General features: G+C 67.5%; 13 protein-coding genes. 5 read left to right on the forward strand and 8 right to left on the reverse strand.

The features are described 5' to 3' along the window. Positions 1-175 precede the first annotated feature (175 nt). The gene (gene dmeF / locus GA645_RS06035) at positions 176-1,138 is read right to left on the reverse strand and encodes a CDF family Co(II)/Ni(II) efflux transporter DmeF (protein WP_152220867.1); all 963 of its coding nucleotides are present in this window, start codon (positions 1,136-1,138) and stop codon (positions 176-178) included. A gap of 59 nt (positions 1,139-1,197) precedes the next feature. Between dmeF and GA645_RS06040 the strand changes: the two genes are divergently transcribed. Continuing rightward, positions 1,198-1,473: a metal/formaldehyde-sensitive transcriptional repressor gene (locus GA645_RS06040; RefSeq protein WP_152220869.1), complete on the forward strand. Its 276-nt coding sequence runs from the start codon at positions 1,198-1,200 to the stop codon at positions 1,471-1,473. Positions 1,474-1,505: 32 nt separating this feature from the next. On the opposite strand, the gene GA645_RS06045 is transcribed toward GA645_RS06040, so the two are convergent. Continuing rightward, positions 1,506-1,736, reverse strand: coding sequence for a DUF2789 domain-containing protein (locus GA645_RS06045; protein WP_152220872.1), 231 nt, complete (start codon positions 1,734-1,736; stop codon positions 1,506-1,508). A gap of 191 nt (positions 1,737-1,927) precedes the next feature. Between GA645_RS06045 and GA645_RS06050 the strand changes: the two genes are divergently transcribed. Beyond that, complete coding sequence (locus GA645_RS06050; RefSeq protein ID WP_152220874.1) at positions 1,928-3,130, forward strand: MFS transporter; 1,203 nt, start codon at positions 1,928-1,930, stop codon at positions 3,128-3,130. 13 nt (positions 3,131-3,143) lie between these two features. Here the strand turns inward: GA645_RS06050 and GA645_RS06055 are convergent, their stop codons facing one another. The 6 genes from GA645_RS06055 to ppk2 all read right to left on the reverse strand — a co-directional run bounded on the left by GA645_RS06055 (position 3,144) and on the right by ppk2 (position 9,170). Then, positions 3,144-4,166, reverse strand: coding sequence for a YjbE family putative metal transport protein (locus GA645_RS06055; RefSeq protein WP_152220876.1), 1,023 nt, complete (start codon positions 4,164-4,166; stop codon positions 3,144-3,146). Beyond that, on the reverse strand, positions 4,166-5,395 hold the full coding sequence (locus GA645_RS06060; protein ID WP_256676079.1) for an NRAMP family divalent metal transporter: 1,230 nt from the start codon (positions 5,393-5,395) through the stop codon (positions 4,166-4,168). Before GA645_RS06060 ends, GA645_RS06055 begins: the two co-directional genes overlap by 1 nt. After that, entirely contained in the window at positions 5,392-6,276 is an 885-nt protein-coding gene (hflC, locus tag GA645_RS06065) for a protease modulator HflC (RefSeq protein ID WP_256676080.1), read from the reverse strand. The genes GA645_RS06060 and hflC overlap by 4 nt, the downstream gene beginning before the upstream one ends. Beyond that, positions 6,276-7,304: an FtsH protease activity modulator HflK gene (gene hflK / locus GA645_RS06070; RefSeq protein WP_152220880.1), complete on the reverse strand. Its 1,029-nt coding sequence runs from the start codon at positions 7,302-7,304 to the stop codon at positions 6,276-6,278. The genes hflC and hflK overlap by 1 nt, the downstream gene beginning before the upstream one ends. Before the next feature lie 166 nt (positions 7,305-7,470). Further along, positions 7,471-8,073 (reverse strand): glutathione S-transferase, encoded by a 603-nt coding sequence (locus tag GA645_RS06075; protein ID WP_152220882.1) that lies wholly within the window; start codon positions 8,071-8,073, stop codon positions 7,471-7,473. 278 nt (positions 8,074-8,351) lie between these two features. Next, positions 8,352-9,170, reverse strand: a complete 819-nt coding sequence (ppk2, locus tag GA645_RS06080; protein ID WP_152220884.1) for a polyphosphate kinase 2 — start codon at positions 9,168-9,170, stop codon at positions 8,352-8,354. A 268-nt stretch (positions 9,171-9,438) separates the two neighbouring features. On the opposite strand from ppk2, the gene recC reads away from it, so the two are divergent. Genes recC through recD form a run of 3 tightly spaced genes read left to right on the forward strand, consistent with a single transcriptional unit; the run spans position 9,439 to position 18,643 of the window. After that, positions 9,439-12,906 (forward strand): exodeoxyribonuclease V subunit gamma, encoded by a 3,468-nt coding sequence (gene recC, locus GA645_RS06085; protein WP_152220886.1) that lies wholly within the window; start codon positions 9,439-9,441, stop codon positions 12,904-12,906. Then, entirely contained in the window at positions 12,903-16,610 is a 3,708-nt protein-coding gene (gene recB, locus GA645_RS06090; protein WP_152220888.1) for an exodeoxyribonuclease V subunit beta, read from the forward strand. Before recC ends, recB begins: the two co-directional genes overlap by 4 nt. Continuing rightward, positions 16,607-18,643 (forward strand): exodeoxyribonuclease V subunit alpha, encoded by a 2,037-nt coding sequence (gene recD / locus GA645_RS06095; protein ID WP_152220890.1) that lies wholly within the window; start codon positions 16,607-16,609, stop codon positions 18,641-18,643. The genes recB and recD overlap by 4 nt, the downstream gene beginning before the upstream one ends. The last annotated feature ends 504 nt before the right edge of the window (positions 18,644-19,147 follow it).

Genomic DNA, 19,147 nt, shown 5'->3' on the forward strand with positions numbered 1-19,147 from the left:
CTGGCCCGCAGGGTGAGCGCCAGCGAATCAAACAGGCGAGGAAGCGGAGGGTAAATAAGCAGTACTCGCCTCGCTCACCCCTCCGGGGCCGCACTGAAGTGCGTTAGCCGCAAGCGGCTTCCGAGCCTGTTTTTAACGCAGTTCTGCCGACGCGCAGCAGATCGTGGATAGGCTCTCAGGACGGGACGGGATTGATCTCCACCGTGATGTGCGCCAGTTCCTCATGCACCTGCAGGCGCTGGCGCACCTGCTCGGGAGTCAGGTTGCCGGCACTGGCCAGGCTCAGGATGCAGGCGTAGCGCGACTTGCCTACGCGCCACAGGTGCAGGTCGGTAATGCGCGCCGGCTGCGGCAATTCGGCGACCACCTCGCGGATTTCTTCAACCACCGGGTCGCTCATTTCCGCATCCAGCAGTACCCGGCTGCTCTGCTTGAGCAGGCCGATAGACCAGGCCGCCACCAGCACGGCGCCGACGATGCCCATCAACGGGTCGAGCCAGGCCGCTCCCCAGATCAGTCCGCCGATCAACGCGACGATGGCGGCCACCGAGGTGGCGGCGTCGGCGAGGACGTGCAGGTAGGCGGCGCGCAGGTTGAGGTCATGGTCGTGGTGGTGGTGATCGTGCCCGTGCCCGTGCCCGTGCCCGTGGCTGTGATCATGATCGTGGTGATGATGGTGGCGCTCGCCGCGCAGCAGCCAGGCGCAGACCAGGTTCACCAGCAGGCCGAGCACGGCGATGGCGATGGCCTGCTCGTAGTGGATTGGCGTAGGGGAAAGCAGGCGCGCCACGGATTCGAACATCATCAGGGCGGCCACGCCGAGCAGCAGGATGGCACTGGTGTAGCTGGCCAGCACCTCGATCTTGAAGGTGCCGAAGGCGAAGCGCGCATCACCCTTGAAGCGCCGCGCGGCCACGTAGGCGAAGAATGCCAGGCCCAGCGCCAGGGCGTGGGAGCTCATGTGCCAGCCATCGGCGAGCAGCGCCATGGAGTTGAAGATCCAGCCGCCGGCGATCTCCACTACCATCATCACGACGGTCAGCAGCGCGGCGCGCAGGGTGTTGCGCTCGGCCAGGGGATTGCCTTCATGGAACTGGTGATCGTGCTGGCCGTCTTGCGGCTGCGCGGTGTGCTGCATGATGATGGTCCGTAGTGAAAGTCTGGATACTATACCCCAGTATACTTTGGAGTTTTGCCGTGGGACATACCATCAAGGACCAGAAGAAGCTGCTGACCCGGGTGCGCCGCATCAAGGGGCAGAGCGAGGCGCTGGAACGGGCGCTGGAAACGGGCAGCGAATGTGCGGCGATCCTGCAACAGATTGCCGCCATCCGTGGCGCAGTGAACGGCCTGATGGCCGAGGTGCTGGAAGGTCATCTGCGCGACCACCTGGGCACCGAGGAGCGCACGGCGGCCGAGCGCCAGGAGGACCTGGAGCAGGTGGTGGGCGTGCTGCGCTCCTACTTGAAATGACCGGGTTGGACTGACGGCGTTCCCCTGCCGGTTCAGCCGGACAGGCGTACCGCCAGTTCGTCGACTTCCTCGGCCCAGTCCGAGTCGTCCTCCAGGGCTTCGCGCAGGAATTCCGCCTGGGCGGGATTCCAGAACGGCGCGTCCGCCAGTGACTGACCGGCGGTCAGCCGATGGCTGCCGAGAAAGGCGTCAATGTCCTGACGGCCATTGGCCAGGCCGAGTTGCTTGAACAGTGCACCGAGCGTATGCGGGCTGGTATCCATGGGACCTCCGGTGAACCCGTTGAGTGGCGGGGGTGCGTCGCGCGGACGCGGGCAACTGCAACAACTATAGGTGCATCTGCCGGACGTCAGCGCTGGCATCGGGCGGCGTGCACGGAGAATAGATAGCCAGCTTTCAATTTCCCCGGCGCCGCGCAATGATGGGCACAGCCCTCCCACCGCCAGGCCCGACCATGAGTTCTCCCGAGCAGCCAGCTGCCGCCGTCACCCGGCAGATACTCGCGACTGTTTCCTTCACCTTGATCCTCTACCTCAGTATCGGTCTGCTGCTGCCGGTACTGCCCGGCTTCGTCCATGAAGACCTGGGCTATGACACGGTGACCGCCGGTGTGGTGATCAGCCTGCAGTACCTCGCCACCTTGTTCTCGCGCCCCCTGGCCGGCTACCTGACCGACACCCACGGCGCCAAGCGCGCGGTGCTCTATGGGCTGTGCGTACTCGGTATCGGCGGGCTGCTGGTGCTGCTCTCCACCAGCCTGGAGAGCCTGCGATGGCTGAGCCTGATCCTGTTGCTCGGCAGTCGCATGCTGTTCGGCCTGGCGCAAGGGTTGCTCGGGATCGGCACCGCCAGCTGGGGCATTGCCCTGGTTGGCACGCAGAACACCGCCAAGGTGATTTCCTGGAACGGTATCGTCAGCTATGGCGGCATCGCCATTGGCGCGCCGCTGGGTGTGACGATGTCCGGCGCGCTCGGGTTGTGGGTCCTGGGTACCAGCATCCTGCTGCTCACCGCCCTGGGCCTGCTCGCCGCGCGTGGCCGGCAGCCCGTGCCGATCATCGCCGGCACGCGCATGGCCTTCCATGCCGTGCTCGGTCGCGTGCTGCCGTACGGCCTGTGCGTGATGCTCGGCTCCATCGGCTTCGGCACCCTGGCCACCTTCATCACCCTGTATTACGGCAGCCAGGGCTGGGCCAATCCGGCCTGGTGCCTGACGGCGTTCGGCGTCTGCTTCATCGGCGCGCGGCTGTTGTTCTCGGGCATGGTCAACCGTCTGGGCGGCTTCGTGGTCGCGGTGGCCTGCCTGGCGGTGGAAACCTGCGGCCTGCTGCTGCTCTGGCAGGCGCCCGGTCCGGGCTTCGCCCTGCTCGGCGCGGCGCTCACCGGCGGTGGTCTGTCGCTGGTCTATCCGTCACTGGGCGTGGAGGCCGTACTGCGCATTCCGGCCAGCAGCCGCAGCGCGGGGCTTGGGGCCTATGCGCTGTTCTTCGACGTGGCGCTGGGCGTGGCCGGCCCGCTGATGGGGCTGATCGCCGTCCACCATGGCTACGCTTCGACCTTCCTCGCCGCCGCCGGTCTTGCGGCCTGCGGCTTCGTCATCTGTCTCGGCCTGCTGCGCTGGACACGGCAGCGCCATCAGGAGCTGCCGCAGGGCTGATCCCGCGCTGCAATCAGGCCGGGCTCCTGGGCGGCGGCAGAAGCCCGTGGTTGAGCAGATGGGCGCCCAGCCAGAGCAGGGTCACCAGGCAGATGGCGAGCGAGACCCACATCAGCATGCGCATGGCCAGGTTCGATTCCGTGCCGCTCGGCGCCGTCTGTACGGCGGGTTGATGCGCTGGTTCGGTCCTGGACGGAGACGGCGCCGGGACGGGCGGAGACGGTTCCTCCCGTGGCAGGCGGGTGTTGTCCGGAATGGGAATCAGGGGGCTCTCGCCTGCGCCCAGCAGTCTCTCGCCAAGGTAGCCCAGGCGCTGGCTCAGCCAGGTGGGCGTGTTGCCCTGCTGCGGCGTCAGCCGCCCGGCACGCTCGCCGATGATGCGACTCTCCAGCAGCACGAAGACCACGCAGCACAGTGGCACGACGACCTGCAGCGCCGGTGCCTGATGATCGATCCAGTCCGCCAGCAGGGGATCGCCGCAGGCGAGCCGGCCGGCGATCCAGGCCAGGACGACGCTGCCCAGCGGCAGCAGCCAGGGGGCTCTTTCCAGCACGCGCATGAGATACAGGCTGCCGTACATCAGCATCGGAATGCTCAGCAGCAAGCCCAGCAGCAGTGGTGGCAGGCTGCCCTGGGCCGCTCCCGCCAGGCCCATGACGTTATCCAGGCTCATCGCGGCATCGGCGCTCACCACGGTGATCACCGCCGAGGCCAGCCGGGTGCTGGACGTCTGCCCGGCGGGCGCCGCGCCCGGCTCATCGTCCAGCAGCAGGCGAATGGCGATCACCAGCAGCAGGCCGGCACCGACCAGCTTCAGTAGCGGAACGTAGAGCAGCACACTGACCAGCAGCGTCAGCACCACGCGCAGGCCGATCGCCAGGCCGGTCGCCAGCAGCACGGCGCGTCGACGCAGGGCCTCGGGCAGGCCATTGCACACCAGGGCGATGACCAGAACGTTATCGCCGCTGAGCAGCAGGTCGAGCAGCACGACCTGCAGCAGCGTGCTCAGCGACTGGTTGAAACTGTCCGCTTCCATTATCCCAGGGCCCCCATGCACCCGGCGTAGAGGCCGACTCCGGCGGCCAGCAGAAAGACCACGGCAGTGCAGCCGGCGTACCAGCCCTTGAGGCGGTGCGGCTCCGGCAGCTCCCGGCGGGCCAGGAAGAACAGCAGGCCCAGCACCACCGGCAGCATCAGCGCATTGATGACACCGGTGGCGATGGACAGGCGCAGAAGGTCGGTGCCCGAGGCCACCAGCAGGCCACCGGCCGCCAGCAGCAGACCGAAGCTTATGTAGAACCAGGGCGCCTCGGCGGGATGGCTGGCCAGCGAGTGGCGCTTGCCGGTGATCTCGCCGAACGCCCAGGCGGCCGACAGGCAGACCACCAGGGTGGCGACCAGCGCGCCGCCGCTGAGCGCCAGGGCAAACAGCATTGTCCCCGTATGTTCGCCGAGCACCCGGGTGAAGGCCTCGGCGATCTGCGGGATGCTGTCCAGTGCCACCCCTTCCTGTCCTGAGAAGGCAGCGGCGGCCGCGATCACGATGGCGGCGGTGACGACCTGGCAGAGTATCGCGCCGCCCAGCGTATCCAGACGGGCAGCCTTGAGTTGCTCCGGGCCGAGCTGCTTGTTCACCAGGGCGGACTGCTGGTAGAAAACCGTCCAGGGCATGATGCTGGTTCCCAGGTTGGCGGCCAGCAGATAGAGGTATTCCGGGTCCTTCAGGGGCATGTGCAGCACCTGCGTGGCCACCTGCCGGATGTCCGGGCGGGCATGCCAGGCCACCGCGAGGAAGGCCAGCTCGAACAGGCCCAGGAACATGGCCACTCGCTCCACCGAGCGGTAGCTGCCGGTGCGGACCATGAGGAAGATCCCCGCGCAGATCACCAGCATCACCTCGCCCGTGGGGAGGCCGAACAGCTGCCCGACGGCGGCCAGGCCACTCATCTGCGTCACCAGTGCCCCGAAGCAGCTGATGGCCAGGGTGACCATTGCCAGCATCGCCGGCGCGCGCCCGAAACGGCTGAGCACCAGTTCGCCATAGCCCTTGCCGGTGCACAGCGCCAGGCGCACGCAGAGCTCCTGGACCACGAACAGCAGCGGCACGATCAGCACCTGCAGCAGAAGCAGCCGATAGCCCCAGCGGGCACCACTCTGCGCGGCGGTGATGACGCTGCCGGCGTCGGTGTCGGCCAGCATCACCACCAGGCCGGGGCCGAACAGCGAGAGTGTCTGCCGGGCCCTCAACAGTCGCGACGTACTCACGGTGCCGTCTTGCCCGGTGGGCCGTCCTTCAGCGCCCGCAACATCGCCGAGTCAGGCGACAACAGCAGCGTCGGCGCGGCGCCGGCCAGGGTTTGTCCGTAGGTTTGCAGGGAGCGGTAGTAGGTGTAGAAGGTCGGGTCCTTGGCGTAGGCCTGGGCCAGGATGCTGTTCGCCTGGGCATCGGCCTCGCCGCGGATGATCGCGCTCTGGCTCTGCGCCTGGGAAAGGATCACCGTGCGCTCGCTGTCGGCCGACGCCTGGATCTGTTGCGCCCATTCCTCGCCCTGGGCCCGCAGTTGCTTCGCTTCCTGCTGGCGTGCCGACTTCATCCGCGCGTAGATCGCCTGGCCGGTCTCGATCGGCAGGTCACCCCGGTGCAGCCGTACTTCCTCCACCCGGATGCCCAGGGGCAATGCACGTTGCGCGACTTCCTCGCGCACTTGCTGCAAGGCTTCGCCGCGTTTGTCCGAAAGCAGGTCCTGGATTTTCACCCGGCCCAGTTCACGTCGCAGCGAGGTGCTGACCAGTTGCGCCAGTTGCACGCGGGCCTGTTCCTCGCTGCGTACGGACTGGTAGAAACGCAACGGATCGTCGATGCGATAGCGCGTGTAGGTTTCCACCTCCAGGCGCTTTTCATCGCCCAGGATGACCTCCTCGGGCGCCGAGGCGAGCATCTGCAGGCGCACGTCGTAGTACTGGAGGCTGTCGATGAAGGGCGCCTTGAATTTCAGGCCGGGGGACTGGTCGATCTCCGCCAGTGGCTTGCCCATGCGGATCACCAGGGCCTTCTGCCCTTCGGACAGCGTGTAGCACATCGTGCTGCTCAGCCAGAGCGCCGCCAGCGCGCAGCCCGCGACGATCGCCAAGGTGCGCTGGCGCATCATTTCACCTCCCGGGCGGGCCGGTCCTGGAGCGGCAGATAGGGCATCACCCCGCTGGCCGACTTGCCCGAGGTGTCGATGATCACCTTGCCGGCGTTCTTCAGCAGCGCGTCGACGCTGTCCATGTACAGGCGCCAGGCCGTGACCTCGTGCGCCTGTGCGTAGCTCTGGTAGAGCGAGTCGAAGCGGCTTGCTTCGCCCTTCGCCAGGTCGACAGTCTGGGCACTATAGGCATTGGCTTCCTGCAGGAGCCGGTTCGCCTCGCCACGGGCCTTGGGGATGATGTCGTTGGCGTAGGCCTGGGCTTCGTTGCGTGCGCGCTCCTGGTCGGCGCGGGCACGCTGCACATCGTTGAACGCGTCGATCACCGCCGAGGGCGGGTCGACCCGTTGCAGCTGCACCTGGGTGATGAGGATGCCGGCGTGTTCATCGTCCAGCCATTTCTGCAACAGCGCGCTGGTCTGCTCGGCGACCTGCTGCCGACCGCCGGACATCGCCGCCTGGATCGGCGTCCGGGCGATCACGTCGCGCAAGGCGCTTTCCGCCGCGACGCGCAGTGCCTGTTCGGGCGCCTTGACCTGGAACAGGAACTGCCCGGCGTCCTTGATCCGCCAGAAGACCGTGCACTCCGCTTCGACGATGTTCTCATCGCCGGTGAGCATCTGCTGGTCGCTGATGTTTGATTCGTAGCTGGGCTTGCTGTCGTACCAGTTGCTCAGTTGCAGGTGATTGATCTGGGTAACCCCGACCAGCAGCAACTGCTCCACCGGCCAGGGGAGCCGGTAATGCAGGCCGGGTTCGGTGGTTCGCGCCCACTGGCCCAGGCGCAGCACCACGCCTTCTTCGTCGGGCTGGACCTTGTAGATGCCGCTGCTGATCCACAGCACTGCGAGCAGGGCGACCAGCAGAAGCAGGCCCTTGCCGTTCAGGCCGTAGAGTTGGATTCGGTAGGCCAGCACATGACGCCAACCGCCCGAGTGTGGGCTGGCGCACTCGGGTGGGGGGAGATCGGTCGAAGGGGAGTGCATCGGAGCCTCGTAACGGACTGGAACCTCGGCGTGACCGTTGTAACAGAGTGTGTCCGTTTTAGGAGGGGCTTCCGGGGCGGGAAACCTTGGGCGAGGAGGCTCTTTTACAGCCTGTTCAGCCGGCGTTCAGCTCGGCGTGACGGCGCAGCGTTGCGCCGTCGTTCGCTCACACCGGCGGGAAGGCCTGGAAGGCTTCCAGCGACTCGGCATAAACCGTCCAGTCGTGCAGGGTGGGGTAGGTGTCCGCCGGCATGTACTGGACATGCAGCAACTGGATGAAGGTCCAGGCCACCGCAATGCTCAGGCCGGCCTGATCGAGACGACCATTGCGAGGCAGCGGGTGCTTCTTGAGTTCGTGGTCCAGTGTGGCGCAGGCGGCATGCAACTGCTCCTCGACCCGTCCTTGCCACGGCATGTGCTGCTTGTCTTCCGGGCGCTGCTGCTCGTAGTAGCGTTGTACCGCCTTTTCCATCGCCGCCAGTGCCAGCCCCAGCAGGCGGGTGGCGCGCACCCGCGCGGCGGACTCGCGGGGCATCAGGCTGCGTCCGGCTTCATGTTCAATCAGATCGATGATCAGGGTGGAGTCCATCAGCGTCTGACCGTTATCGAGGATCAGCGTCGGCGCCTTGACCACCGGATTGATGCCGCGGAAGTCCTCGTAGGTGCTGAACACCGAGAGGGGGCGATGCTGGAATTCGACCTCCAGCATACGCAGGGTGATGGCGACGCGGCGAACGTAAGGCGAGTCGAGCATTCCGATCAGTTGCATGGGCGCATCCTGTTAGTGGCGATTTCATGGCAGCTGGCGCGTGCTTCCGCGCACTGGAATTGAATCTAGCGGTTTTGTCCGCGCAGAAAAATCGAAGATCTTGGCAGGTTAGTTCAGGAGTGCTGGCCGCGTGACGTGCCACTGTATTGTTGGCCTGCGCAGCCAGGAGCTCTTCGTCTGGCAGCGGTGGCCGCGTATGAGGCGCTTCGGGGGAGGGAGGGGGCGCGGATGCCGATGACTGTGCGGGCTGGCGCCGCAGGGGGCGCCAGCCCGAGGGCTCAGAAGGTTTCGTCGATGAAGTGGAAGGGGTAGTCCGGGCTCTTGTACTTGCCGATCTTGCCGCGCTTGGGCAGCTTCACCGCCTCCTGGGGCACTTCCTTGTACGGGACGTGCTTGAGGATGTGGTTGATGACGTTCAGGCGCACGCGCTTCTTGTCCTCCGAGCGCGCCACGAACCAGGGCGCCCAGGGCGAGTCGGTGGCGGCGAACATCAGGTCGCGGGCGCGGGTGTACTGGTCCCAGAGATTGAACGACTTCAGATCCATCGGCGACAGCTTCCACACCTTGCGACCGTCGGTGATGCGGTCTTCCAGGCGGCGAGCCTGCTCTTCGGGGCTGACTTCCAGCCAGAACTTCAGCAGGATGATCCCCGACTCAGTCATCATCCGCTCGAACAGCGGCGTGACGGAGAGGAACTTGTCGGCCTGTTCTTCCGTGCAGAAGCCCATCACGCGCTCGACACCGGCGCGGTTGTACCAGCTGCGGTCGAAGATCACCACTTCGCCGGCGGCCGGCAGATGCTTGATGTAACGCTGGACGTAGAGTTGCGACTTCTCGCGCTCGGTCGGCGCGGGCAGCGCTACCACGCGGAACACGCGCGGGCTGACGCGCTCGGTGATGGCCTTGATGGTGCCACCCTTGCCGGCGCCGTCGCGCCCTTCGAAGACGATGCAGACCTTCAGGCCCTTGTGGATCACCCACTCCTGCAGCTTGACCAGTTCGATGGTCAGCTTCTTCAGCTGCTCCTCGTACTCCTTGTTCTTCATTTTCCCGGCCTGTTCCGGGACCAGGTTACTCGCCTTGCTCTTCTTGCCCATTTTTTTCTCCATGGCTGGCCTGTGCGGCCGTGGAGAGGATCATAGTCCCTGGCCGCTGCGCTGGATGCTAATCGAGTGGGTTTCGAAAATGTAGGAGGGGGCCGGTAACGCTCGTGCTATTTGGAGAACGGTGATCAGCTATTTCGAGGTGACGGCGAAAATAGCGGGATCGAGCCGGGAAAAAGGCTGCCCCGGTGCTCAGTTTTTGGTGAAATGCGGAGCATTCCACGTGGTGCGCGCATGACGGCCGCCCGAACCAGGAGAGACGATGAACGAGCAGCGACTGACCCCCGGCCTGATGGTGATCCACGGCAACCATCCGGAAGCGCTGCGCGACCTGCTGGTGCAGTGGATGAGCCTGCACCCGCTGGCGCCGCTGGAGAACGAAGTCATCCTGGTGCAGAGCAACGGCATCGCCCAGTGGCTGAAGCTGGCGCTGGGGCGCGATGTGGAGGAGGGCGGTTGCGGTGTGACCGCCGCCCTCGACGTGCAGCTGCCCGCGCAGTTCCTCTGGCGTGCCTACCGGGGCGCGCTGGGGCGCGATGAAATCCCCGAGGTCTCGGTGCTCGACAAGGGCCCGCTGACCTGGCGCCTGATGCGCCTGCTGCCGACCTTGCTGGAGCTCGACGAGTTTTCCACCCTGCAGCGCTTCCTCGCCGACGACGCCGACCTGCGCAAGCGCCACCAGCTGGCCGAGCGCCTGGCCGACCTGTTCGACCAGTACCAGGTCTACCGCGCCGACTGGCTGGAAGACTGGAGCCGTGGCGTCGACCAGCTGCGCCTGGCCAACGGCACGGTGCGCGAGCTGGATGCCGACAACCGCTGGCAGGCCGCGCTGTGGCGCGCGCTGCTCGACGACGTTGGCGCCGAAGGCCTGGCCACTAGCCGCGCCGGCGTGCACGGGCGCTTCATCGAGAAGCTCAAGGCCGCCGGGAGTCCGCTGCCGAACCTGCCGCGCCGGGTCGTGGTGTTCGGCATCTCCGCCATGCCCGCGCAAACCGTCGAGGCGCTCGCGGTGCTGGCGCGCCACGCCCAGGTGCTGCTCTGCGTGCACAATCCCTGCCGCCATCACTGGGCCGACATCGTCGCCGACAAGGACCTGCTGCGCCACGAATACCGCCGGCAGCGCCGCCGCGCCGGCACTCCGGAGCTGCTCTCCGACGACCAGCAGCACCAGTACGCCCAGCCGCTGCTGGCCGCCTGGGGCAAGCAGGGGCGTGACTACATCAACCTGCTCGACCAGTACGACGACCCGGAAAGCTACCGTGCGCGCCTGGGCGCGGTGAGCAACGGACGCATCGACCTGTTCAGCGAAGTGCAGCCGACCAGCCTGCTCGGCCAGTTGCAGGATGACATTCTCGAACTGCGACCGATCAACGAAACCCGCGAACACTGGCCGGCGGTCGACCCGCAGGCCGACGACTCGGTGCGCTTCCACGTTGCCCACAGCGCGCAACGGGAAGTGGAAATCCTCCACGACCAGCTGCTCGCCCGCTTCGATGCCGACCCGACGCTGCGTCCGCGCGACGTGATCGTCATGGTCCCGGACATCAACCCCTACGCGCCGCACATCGAAGCCGTGTTCGGCCAGCTCGCGCGCGACGACAAGCGCTTCATCCCCTACACCCTGGCCGACCAGGGCCAGCGCGGCCGCGAGCCGCTGCTGGTGGCGCTGGAGCACCTGCTGCGCCTGCCCGACAGCCGCTTCGCGGTGAGCGAAATCCTCGACCTGCTGGACGTCGCTGCCGTGCGGGCGCGCTTCGGTCTGGCCGAGGCCGACCTGCCGCTGCTGCGCCGCTGGATCGATGGCGCCGGTGTGCGCTGGGGCCTCGACGGCCAGCAGCGCGAACGCCTCGGCCTGCCGGCCGCTGCCGAAGCCAACAGCTGGCGCTTCGGCCTGCGGCGCATGCTGCTGGGCTTCGCGGTGGGCGAGGGCGACGCCTTCCAGGGCATCCAGCCCTATGCGGAAATCGGCGGGCTGGACGCCGCCGCCCTCGGCCCGCTGGCCGGGCTGCTCGGGGCGCTGGAGCAAGCCTGCTCCAGCCTGGCCGAGGACGCTGCGCCGAAGGTCTGGGCGGAACGCCTGCGGGCATTGCTCGAAGCGTTCTTCCGGGTTACCGATGATCACGACGAGCTGCTGCGCCAGCAATTGCTGGCCCTGCTCGACGCCTGGCTGAAAACCTGCGAATACGCCGGCTTCGGCGATCCGCTGCCGCTGTCGGTGGTGCGCGAGGCCTGGTTGAGCGGCCTGGATGCCGGCGGCCTGAACCAGCGCTTCCTCGCCGGCGCGGTGAGCTTCTGCACCCTGATGCCGATGCGCGCGATTCCCTTCCAGCTGGTCTGCCTGCTGGGCATGAACGACGGCGACTACCCGCGCCCGCAATCGCCGCTGGACTTCGACCTGATGCGCAACGACTACCGCCCCGGCGATCGTTCGCGCCGCGAGGACGACCGCTACCTGCTGCTCGAAGCGTTGCTCTCGGCGCGCCGCCAGCTCTATGTCAGCTGGGTCGGGCGGAGCATCCGAGACAACAGCGAGCGCCCGCCCTCGGTGCTGGTCGGCCAGTTGCGCGATCACCTCGCCGATGGCTGGCAGGGCGCCAACGGCGGCGACCTGTTGCACGGGCTGACCCTGGAGCACCCGCTGCAACCCTTCAGCCGCGCCTATTTCGATGCGCCCTCGGTGCAGGGCATCGACGGCCTCTACACCTACGCCCGCGAGTGGCGCGACGTGCACCGTGAGCACGCGGCTGAGGCGGATGAAGCGCCATTGCCGCCGCTGGCGCTCAATGCGCCTGTTGGCCTGCGCGTGCTGTCCGACTTCCTCGCCAATCCGGTCGGTGCCTTCTTCGTCCAGCGCCTCAAGGTGCGCTTCGCCGAGGAACAGCTCACCGGGCAGGATGAGGAGCCCTTCGAGCTGAATGGCCTGGATGTCTGGCAACTGCAGTTCGAACTCTGCGAGCGCCTGCGTCCCTGGGTGGAGCAGCACTGGCAGGATGATCAACTGGCCATGCAGCTGACCGAACAGGTCGAGCGCCTGCGCCGTGAAGGCCGTCTGCCGCTGGCCGCCTTCGGCGACTTCTCCGCCCAGGCGCTGGTGGCGCCCTTGCATGACCTGCTGGCGCGCTACCGTGAGCAGCTGGAGCATTGGTCGCAAGTGGAGGAGGAGCAGCGCGAACTCAACCACCAGCACGCCGGCATCGAACTGGCCGACTGGCTCGGCGGCCTGCGCCGCAACGCCGACGGGCAGCTTGCCAGCCTGCAGTTGGTCAGCGGCAAGCTGCATGAGGGCAAGGGCTACAAATGGCATGGCCTGGTGCGCCCGTGGGTGCGCCACCTGGCGCTGCAACTCTGCGGCGAGCCGGTGACCAGCGTGCTGGTTGGCCTCACTGGCACCCTGGAGTTCCCGCCGCTTCCGGCCGAGCAGGCGCGCAACGAGCTGAACAGCCTGATGGATGCCTGGTTCCAGGGTATGAGCCGCCCGCTACCGGTCGCCTGCAAGGCGGCTTTCGCCTGGCTGGCCGCTGGCGATGACGAAGAGCGTGGCGCCCGCGAAGCCGCCAAGCGCTATGACGGTGGCTACAACCTCAGCGGCGAGGCGGCGTCCTCGGCGGCGCTGGCGCGGGTCTATCCGGACTTCGCCACACTCAACGCCAGCGAGGAATTCGCAACCTGGGCCGAGGCTCTTTATGGGCCCTTGTTCGAACTGCTGCAGCGCAAGGAGGCGGAACAATGAGTGCCGTAGAGCTCAATCCCCTCGACTTCCCGCTGCACGGCAGCCGGCTGATCGAGGCCAGTGCCGGCACCGGCAAGACCTTCACCATCGCCTTGCTCTACGTGCGCCTGGTGCTCGACCACGGTGGCGAGCAAGCCGCCTTCGGCCGGCCGTTGAGTCCGCCGGAAATCCTCGTGGTGACCTTCACCGAAGCGGCGACCCAGGAGCTGCGCGAGCGTATCCGTGCGCGCCTGGGTGAGGCCGCGCATTGTTTCGCCGAGCCAGAGGGCGAACACGATGGCCTGCTGCTGAAACTGCGCGCCAGCTATCCCGTCGAGCGCTGGCCGGGTTGTGCGCGCCTGCTGCGCCTGGCGGCCGAATGGATGGACGAGGCCGCCGTTTCCACCATCCACAGCTGGTGCTACCGCATGCTGCGCGAGCACGCCTTCGACAGCGGCAGCCTGTTCACCCAGGACCTCGCCGCCGACCAGAGCGAGCTGCTCGCCGAAGCGGTGCGCGACTACTGGCGGCGCAATTTCTATCCACTGGGCGTCGCGGCCGCCAATGTCGTGCGCCACTGCTATGCGGCCCCCGAAGCGCTGATGCGCGCGTTGCAGCCGTTGCTGGCCGCGCAGGAAGCGGGCTTCCGCTACGGCGACCAGCCGCTCGAGACCCCCACCTCGCTGGGTGAGCTGTTGGAGTCCACCGGCCAGTGGTACGCCGAACTCGAGGCCGCCGAATCCCGCGCCCGCGAAGCCTGGGCCGCCGATCGCGCCAGCCTCGGCGAGCTGCTGCGCAACTTGCGCGGCGATCTCAACGGCAACAGCTATCGCGGCAAGGATGACGACGCCATTTTCGGTGGCTGGCTCGAAGCGCTGGACGCCTGGAGCGAGGGCGCCGACGCACCGGACAACCTGATCAAGTTCGGCCAGACGCGGATCAAGGTGAAAGCCAAGGCCGTGGTGCCGGAGCATCCGGCGCTGCAAGCCATTGACGCCTGGTGCGAGCGCGCCGAGCAGCGCCCGGACATCGCGCCGGAACTCCTGCTGCACGCCCTGAGCGAAGTGCGCCAGAGCCTGGAGGCGGAGAAGCAGAAGCGCGCCGAGCTGGGCTTCGACGACCTGCTGGTACGCCTCGACCGCGCCCTCGCCGGCAGCGGCGGCGAACGCCTGGCCGAGCGCATCCGCGAGCAGTTCCCGGTGGCACTGATCGACGAATTCCAGGACACCGACCCGCTGCAGTACCGCATATTCGAGCGGGTCTACCGCATCGGCGAGAACCCGAGCGAAGCCTCTTCAGAAAAGAGATTGGGCCTGTTCATGATCGGCGACCCCAAGCAGGCGATCTACGCCTTCCGTGGCGCCGATATCCACACCTACCTGCGCGCCCGTGCCGCCACCGCCGGGCGTCACTACACCCTGGGCACCAACTTCCGCTCCACGCGCGCCATGGTGGAGGCGGCCAACCGTTGCTTCCTGTTCGCCGAGGAGCATCCGCGCGGCGCCTTCCGCTTCGCCGGGGACGGGCGCGACAACCCGGTGCCCTTCCTCGAAGTCGGCGCCCGCGGGCGGGACGAAACGCTGCTACTGGAAGGCGCCGAAGCGCCGGCCATGACCTTCTGGCAACTGGACAACGACGGCCAGGTCTGCGGCTCCACCCTTTACCGCAACGAGATGGCCGGGCGCAGCGCCAGTGCCATCCAGCGCTGGCTGAGCTCCGCGCAGAGCGGCTTCCGCGATGCCGGGGGACACTGGCGTGCGTTGCGCCCGGCGGACATCGCCATCCTCGTGCGCGGCCGCAGCGAAGCCGAAGCGGTGCGCTCCGAGCTGGCCGCGCGCCGCTTGGCCAGCGTCTACCTGTCCGACCGCGACTCGGTGTTCGACAGCCCCGAGGCCGTCGACCTGCTGCACTGGCTGCGCGCCTGCGCCGACCCCGGTGACGACGGCACCCTGCGCATCGCCCTGGCTACCCGCAGCCTGGCGCTGGACTGGTCGACTCTGGAGCGGCTGAACCAGGACGAGCGCTTCTGGGAAGACATGGTGCTGCGCTTCCGCGACTACCGTGTGCTTTGGCAGCAGCAGGGCGTGCTGCCGATGTTGCGCCGACTGCTCGCCGACTTTGCCTTGCCGGCGCGCCTGCTGCGGCAGATCGACGGCGAGCGCAGCCTGACCAACCTGCTGCACCTGGCCGAATGGTTGCAGCGCGAAGCGGTGGAACTGGATGGCGAACACGCGCTGCTGCGGGTGCTCGCCGAGCAGCTGGAAAGCCCCTCCAGCGAGGAAATCCTCCGCCTGGAAAGCGACGCCGACCTGATCAAGGTGGTGACCATCCACAAGTCCAAGGGCCTGGAGTACCCGCTGGTGCTGCTGCCCTTCATCTGCAGCTGGCGCGAGCTGGACGGCAAGAGCGCGCCGCCGCCGAGCTTCCAGAGTGGCGAGGCGCGTGTGGTGGAGCTGTCCCGCGACAAGGAACTGGCCAAGGCCGCGTATCAACAGGCCAACGACGAACGCCTGAGCGAGGACATGCGCCTGCTCTACGTGGCCCTGACCCGCGCGCGGCATGCCGTGTGGCTGGGCGTGGCGCCGCTGGTGATGAGCAACAGCAAGAGTCCCGAGCTGCACAAGGGCGCCATGGGCTACCTGCTCGGCGGCGGCAATGCGTTGAGCGTGGATGATCTCGCCACACGCCTGGGCGAGTTGCAGGCCGGCCACGGTGAGATCGTCCTCGACGCGGCGCCCGGTGCCGAGCTGCAACTCTTCGTCGGCCCGCAGGCCGGCGAGCTGGGCGCGGCCCGCGAGCCGCGTCGGCGGGTCGCCGAGAAGTGGTGGATCGCCAGCTACTCGGCGCTGGCGACGCTGGCCGGCGATGAGGACATCGAGTCGCCCGCTCCCGCGCCGGCAGCGGACGAACCCACCAGTGCCGGCGAAGACCTGCTGCGCGAGAGCAGCCTGGAGGAAAGCCGCGAAGCCGATGCCGTGCCGGCGCCGGGCAGCCTGCACGCCTTCCCCCGTGGCGCGAACCCCGGCAGCTTCCTCCATGGTCTGCTGGAGTGGGCCGCCGACGAAGGCTTCGGCAACTGCGACCCGCAGCAACTGCGCGACCAACTGGCGCGGCGTTGCCAGGTGCGCGGCTGGGAGGCCTGGATCGAGCCGCTGCACGGCTGGCTGACGCAACTGCTGCACACCGCTTTCCGCCTGCCCGATGCGGCGCCGGTCAGCCTTGCCGGGCTGGCCAGTTACCAGAAGGAAATGGAGTTCTGGTTCTCCACCCGCCAGGTGGAGAGCCAGCGCCTGGACCGCATAGTCACCCGCCATACCCTCGCCGGCGCCGCTCGGCCGGCGCTGCAGGCGAACCAGCTCAACGGCATGCTCAAGGGTTTCATCGACCTGGTGTTCGAGCATGAGGGCCGCTACTACGTGGCCGACTACAAATCCAACTGGCTCGGCGCCGACGACGAGGCCTACACCGAGCCGGCCCTGCGCGAGGCGTTGCTGGAGCACCGCTACGACCTGCAGTACGCGCTCTACCTGTTCGCCCTGCATCGCCTGCTGCAGGCGCGCCTGCCGGACTACGACTACGACTGCCACGTCGGCGGGGCGATGTACCTGTTCCTGCGCGGCAGCCAGTCGGCGACCCAGGGCATGTACCTGGAGCGTCCGCCGAAAAGCCTGATGGAGGAGCTGGACCGCTTGTTCCGCGCTGTCGATGAGGAGATGCCGGCATGACTGCGCCGCTGAAAACCGCCAGTGAAATGCTCGAACTGATCGGCCGCTGGGCCGAGCGTGGCTGGCTGCGCGAACTCGACCGTGCCTTCGCGACCTTCCTGGTGGAACGCGCAGCGGATGCACATCCGCTGCTGATCCTGGCGGCCGCGCTGGCCAGCCACCAGCTCGGTCGTGGCCACGTCTGCCTGGACCTTGAAGCCACCCTGGCGGACAGCCGGTTCGCGCTGTCATTGCCGCCGGAGGGGGATTCCGCCAAGGACTCCCCCGAACTGCCTGACGTGCTGCTCGACGGCATGGCGCTCGATGCCTGGCAGGCCGCGCTGAACGACCCACGCCTGATCGGCGAGGGCGCCGGCGATACGCCGCTGGTGCGTGTCGGTCGGCGCCTGTACCTGCGGCGCTACTGGCAATACGAATGCGCGGTGCGCGCCGGCATCGACCAGCGCCTGCTCCAGGGTGAGGCATTGCGTGCGGGGTTGCCCGCCGCGCCGTTGCGCCAGGCACTGGACGCACTGTTCCCGAAGAAGGCTGGAGCACCGGCGGATTGGCAGAAGATGGCCTGCGCACTGGTGGCCGGGAACGCCTTCGGCATCGTCACCGGCGGCCCCGGCACCGGCAAGACCACTACGGTGGTCAAGCTGCTGGCACTGCTGCAAAGCCTGGCGCTGGGGGAGGGCGGGCGACCGCTGCGCATCCGTCTTGCGGCGCCAACCGGCAAGGCTGCCGCACGGCTGAACGAATCCATCGCAGGCGCCGTGCAGCGCCTGCAACTCGATGGCCTGCCCAATGGCGAGGCCGCGCGCGAAGCGATCCCTACCGAAGTCACCACACTGCACCGCCTGCTCGGCAGCCGCCCGGACAGCCGCCAGTTCCGCCACCATGCTGGCAACCCGCTGGCGCTGGAGCTGCTGGTGGTGGACGAAGCCTCGATGGTCGACCTGGAAATGATGGCCTCGCTGCTCGCCGCGCTGCCGCCGCGCGCGCGCCTGATCCTGCTCGGCGACAAGGACCAGCTGGCCTCCGTGGAGGCCGGCGCGGTGCTCGGCGAGCTGTGCAGTCGGGCTCGTGAAGGGCATTACCGCCCAGCCACTCGCGACTGGCTGGAGGCGGTGACCGGAGAGCACATCGATCCGGCGCTGCTGGACGAGCAGGGCAGCGACCTCGACCAAGCCGTGGCCATGCTCCGTCACAGCCACCGTTTCAGCGCCGCCAGCGGCATCGGCCAGTTGGCGGAAGCGGTGAATGCCGGCGACATCCCGGCCTTGCGCGAGGTATGGAAGGCCCGTCACGAAGACCTGACCCGCATCGCCGTGGATACTCAGGACACCCGCAATCTGCGTGGTCTGGTGGTGGACGGCGGACGCGGCGGCGACCTGTTCGGGCCGGTCGGCTATCGCCATTACCTCGGCGTGCTGGCCGCCAGGCGGCCGCGTGAGAGTGCCGACCAGGCAGCACTGGATGACTGGGCCCGGCAGGTGCTGGAAGCCCACGGGCAGTTCCAGCTGCTCTGTGCCCTGCGTCGCGGACCTTGGGGCGTCGAGGGCCTCAATACACTGATCACCGAGCTGCTGCACAGCGAGGGGCTGATTCCCTCGACACACGCCTGGTTCCTCGGTCGCCCAGTGCTGGTGACGCGCAACGACTACGGCCTGGGGCTGATGAACGGCGATATCGGCATCACCCTGGCGCTGCCGCAGGCGGCGGATGACGGCAGCGTGCGCTGGGTGCCGCGCGTGGCCTTCCCGGCAGGCGACGGCAGCGACGCCATCCGCTGGATTCTGCCCAGCCGCCTGCAGGCGGTGGAGACGGTGTTCGCCATGACGGTGCACAAGTCCCAGGGTTCGGAATTCACCCACGCCGTCTTGCTGCTGCCCGACAGCCTCAACCCCATCCTCACCCGCGAGCTGGTCTACACCGGCATCACCCGCGCCCGGCGCTGGTTCACCCTGGCCAGCGCCGGGCGCGGCTGGCAGGTGCTGGAGCAGGCAACCGAACGACGGGTGCAGCGGGCGAGCGGCTTGCTGGAGAGCTGAGGCTCGCGAGCCAGCAAGCGTCGGCAGTGCGGCATGCAGATTTCGTAGGAAGGACGGGGGCGCCTAGCCCTTGTCCGCGAAGCGTTCAGGCGCGTGCGATGTTCGCGGAGAGGCTCCGCTTCTACGGGTGTTCATCCTGCAACGTGGGTTCAGTGGCTGGCCTTCGCGGACAAGGTCCGCTCCTACGCGAGCAGAGCCGGCGAGGAGCAAGTCGCTCTGCTTTTGTTCTTGTGGACTTCCAGAGAAACCTCGGCACGCGCCGGAGCGCCCCTTCAGGAGGCCGATGGAGCGAGGGGAGTCCCGCGAAGCGGGACCCGGATGCAGGGGCAAGACCTTTGGTTACTTTCTGTGGAGCGGCCATCCGCAGTTTGAGAAAGTAACTCGCCCGAGGGGGCGAAACAAAATCTCTCAGCACACGCCGAAGCGGCGCAGAAACACCCAATCTCATTAACGGCGGATAACGCTACGCGTTATGCGCCCTACAAAAAAAGCTCGCCAACAGAG

The organism is Pseudomonas sp. SCB32, from assembly GCF_009189165.1.
Classification (GTDB): domain Bacteria; phylum Pseudomonadota; class Gammaproteobacteria; order Pseudomonadales; family Pseudomonadaceae; genus Pseudomonas.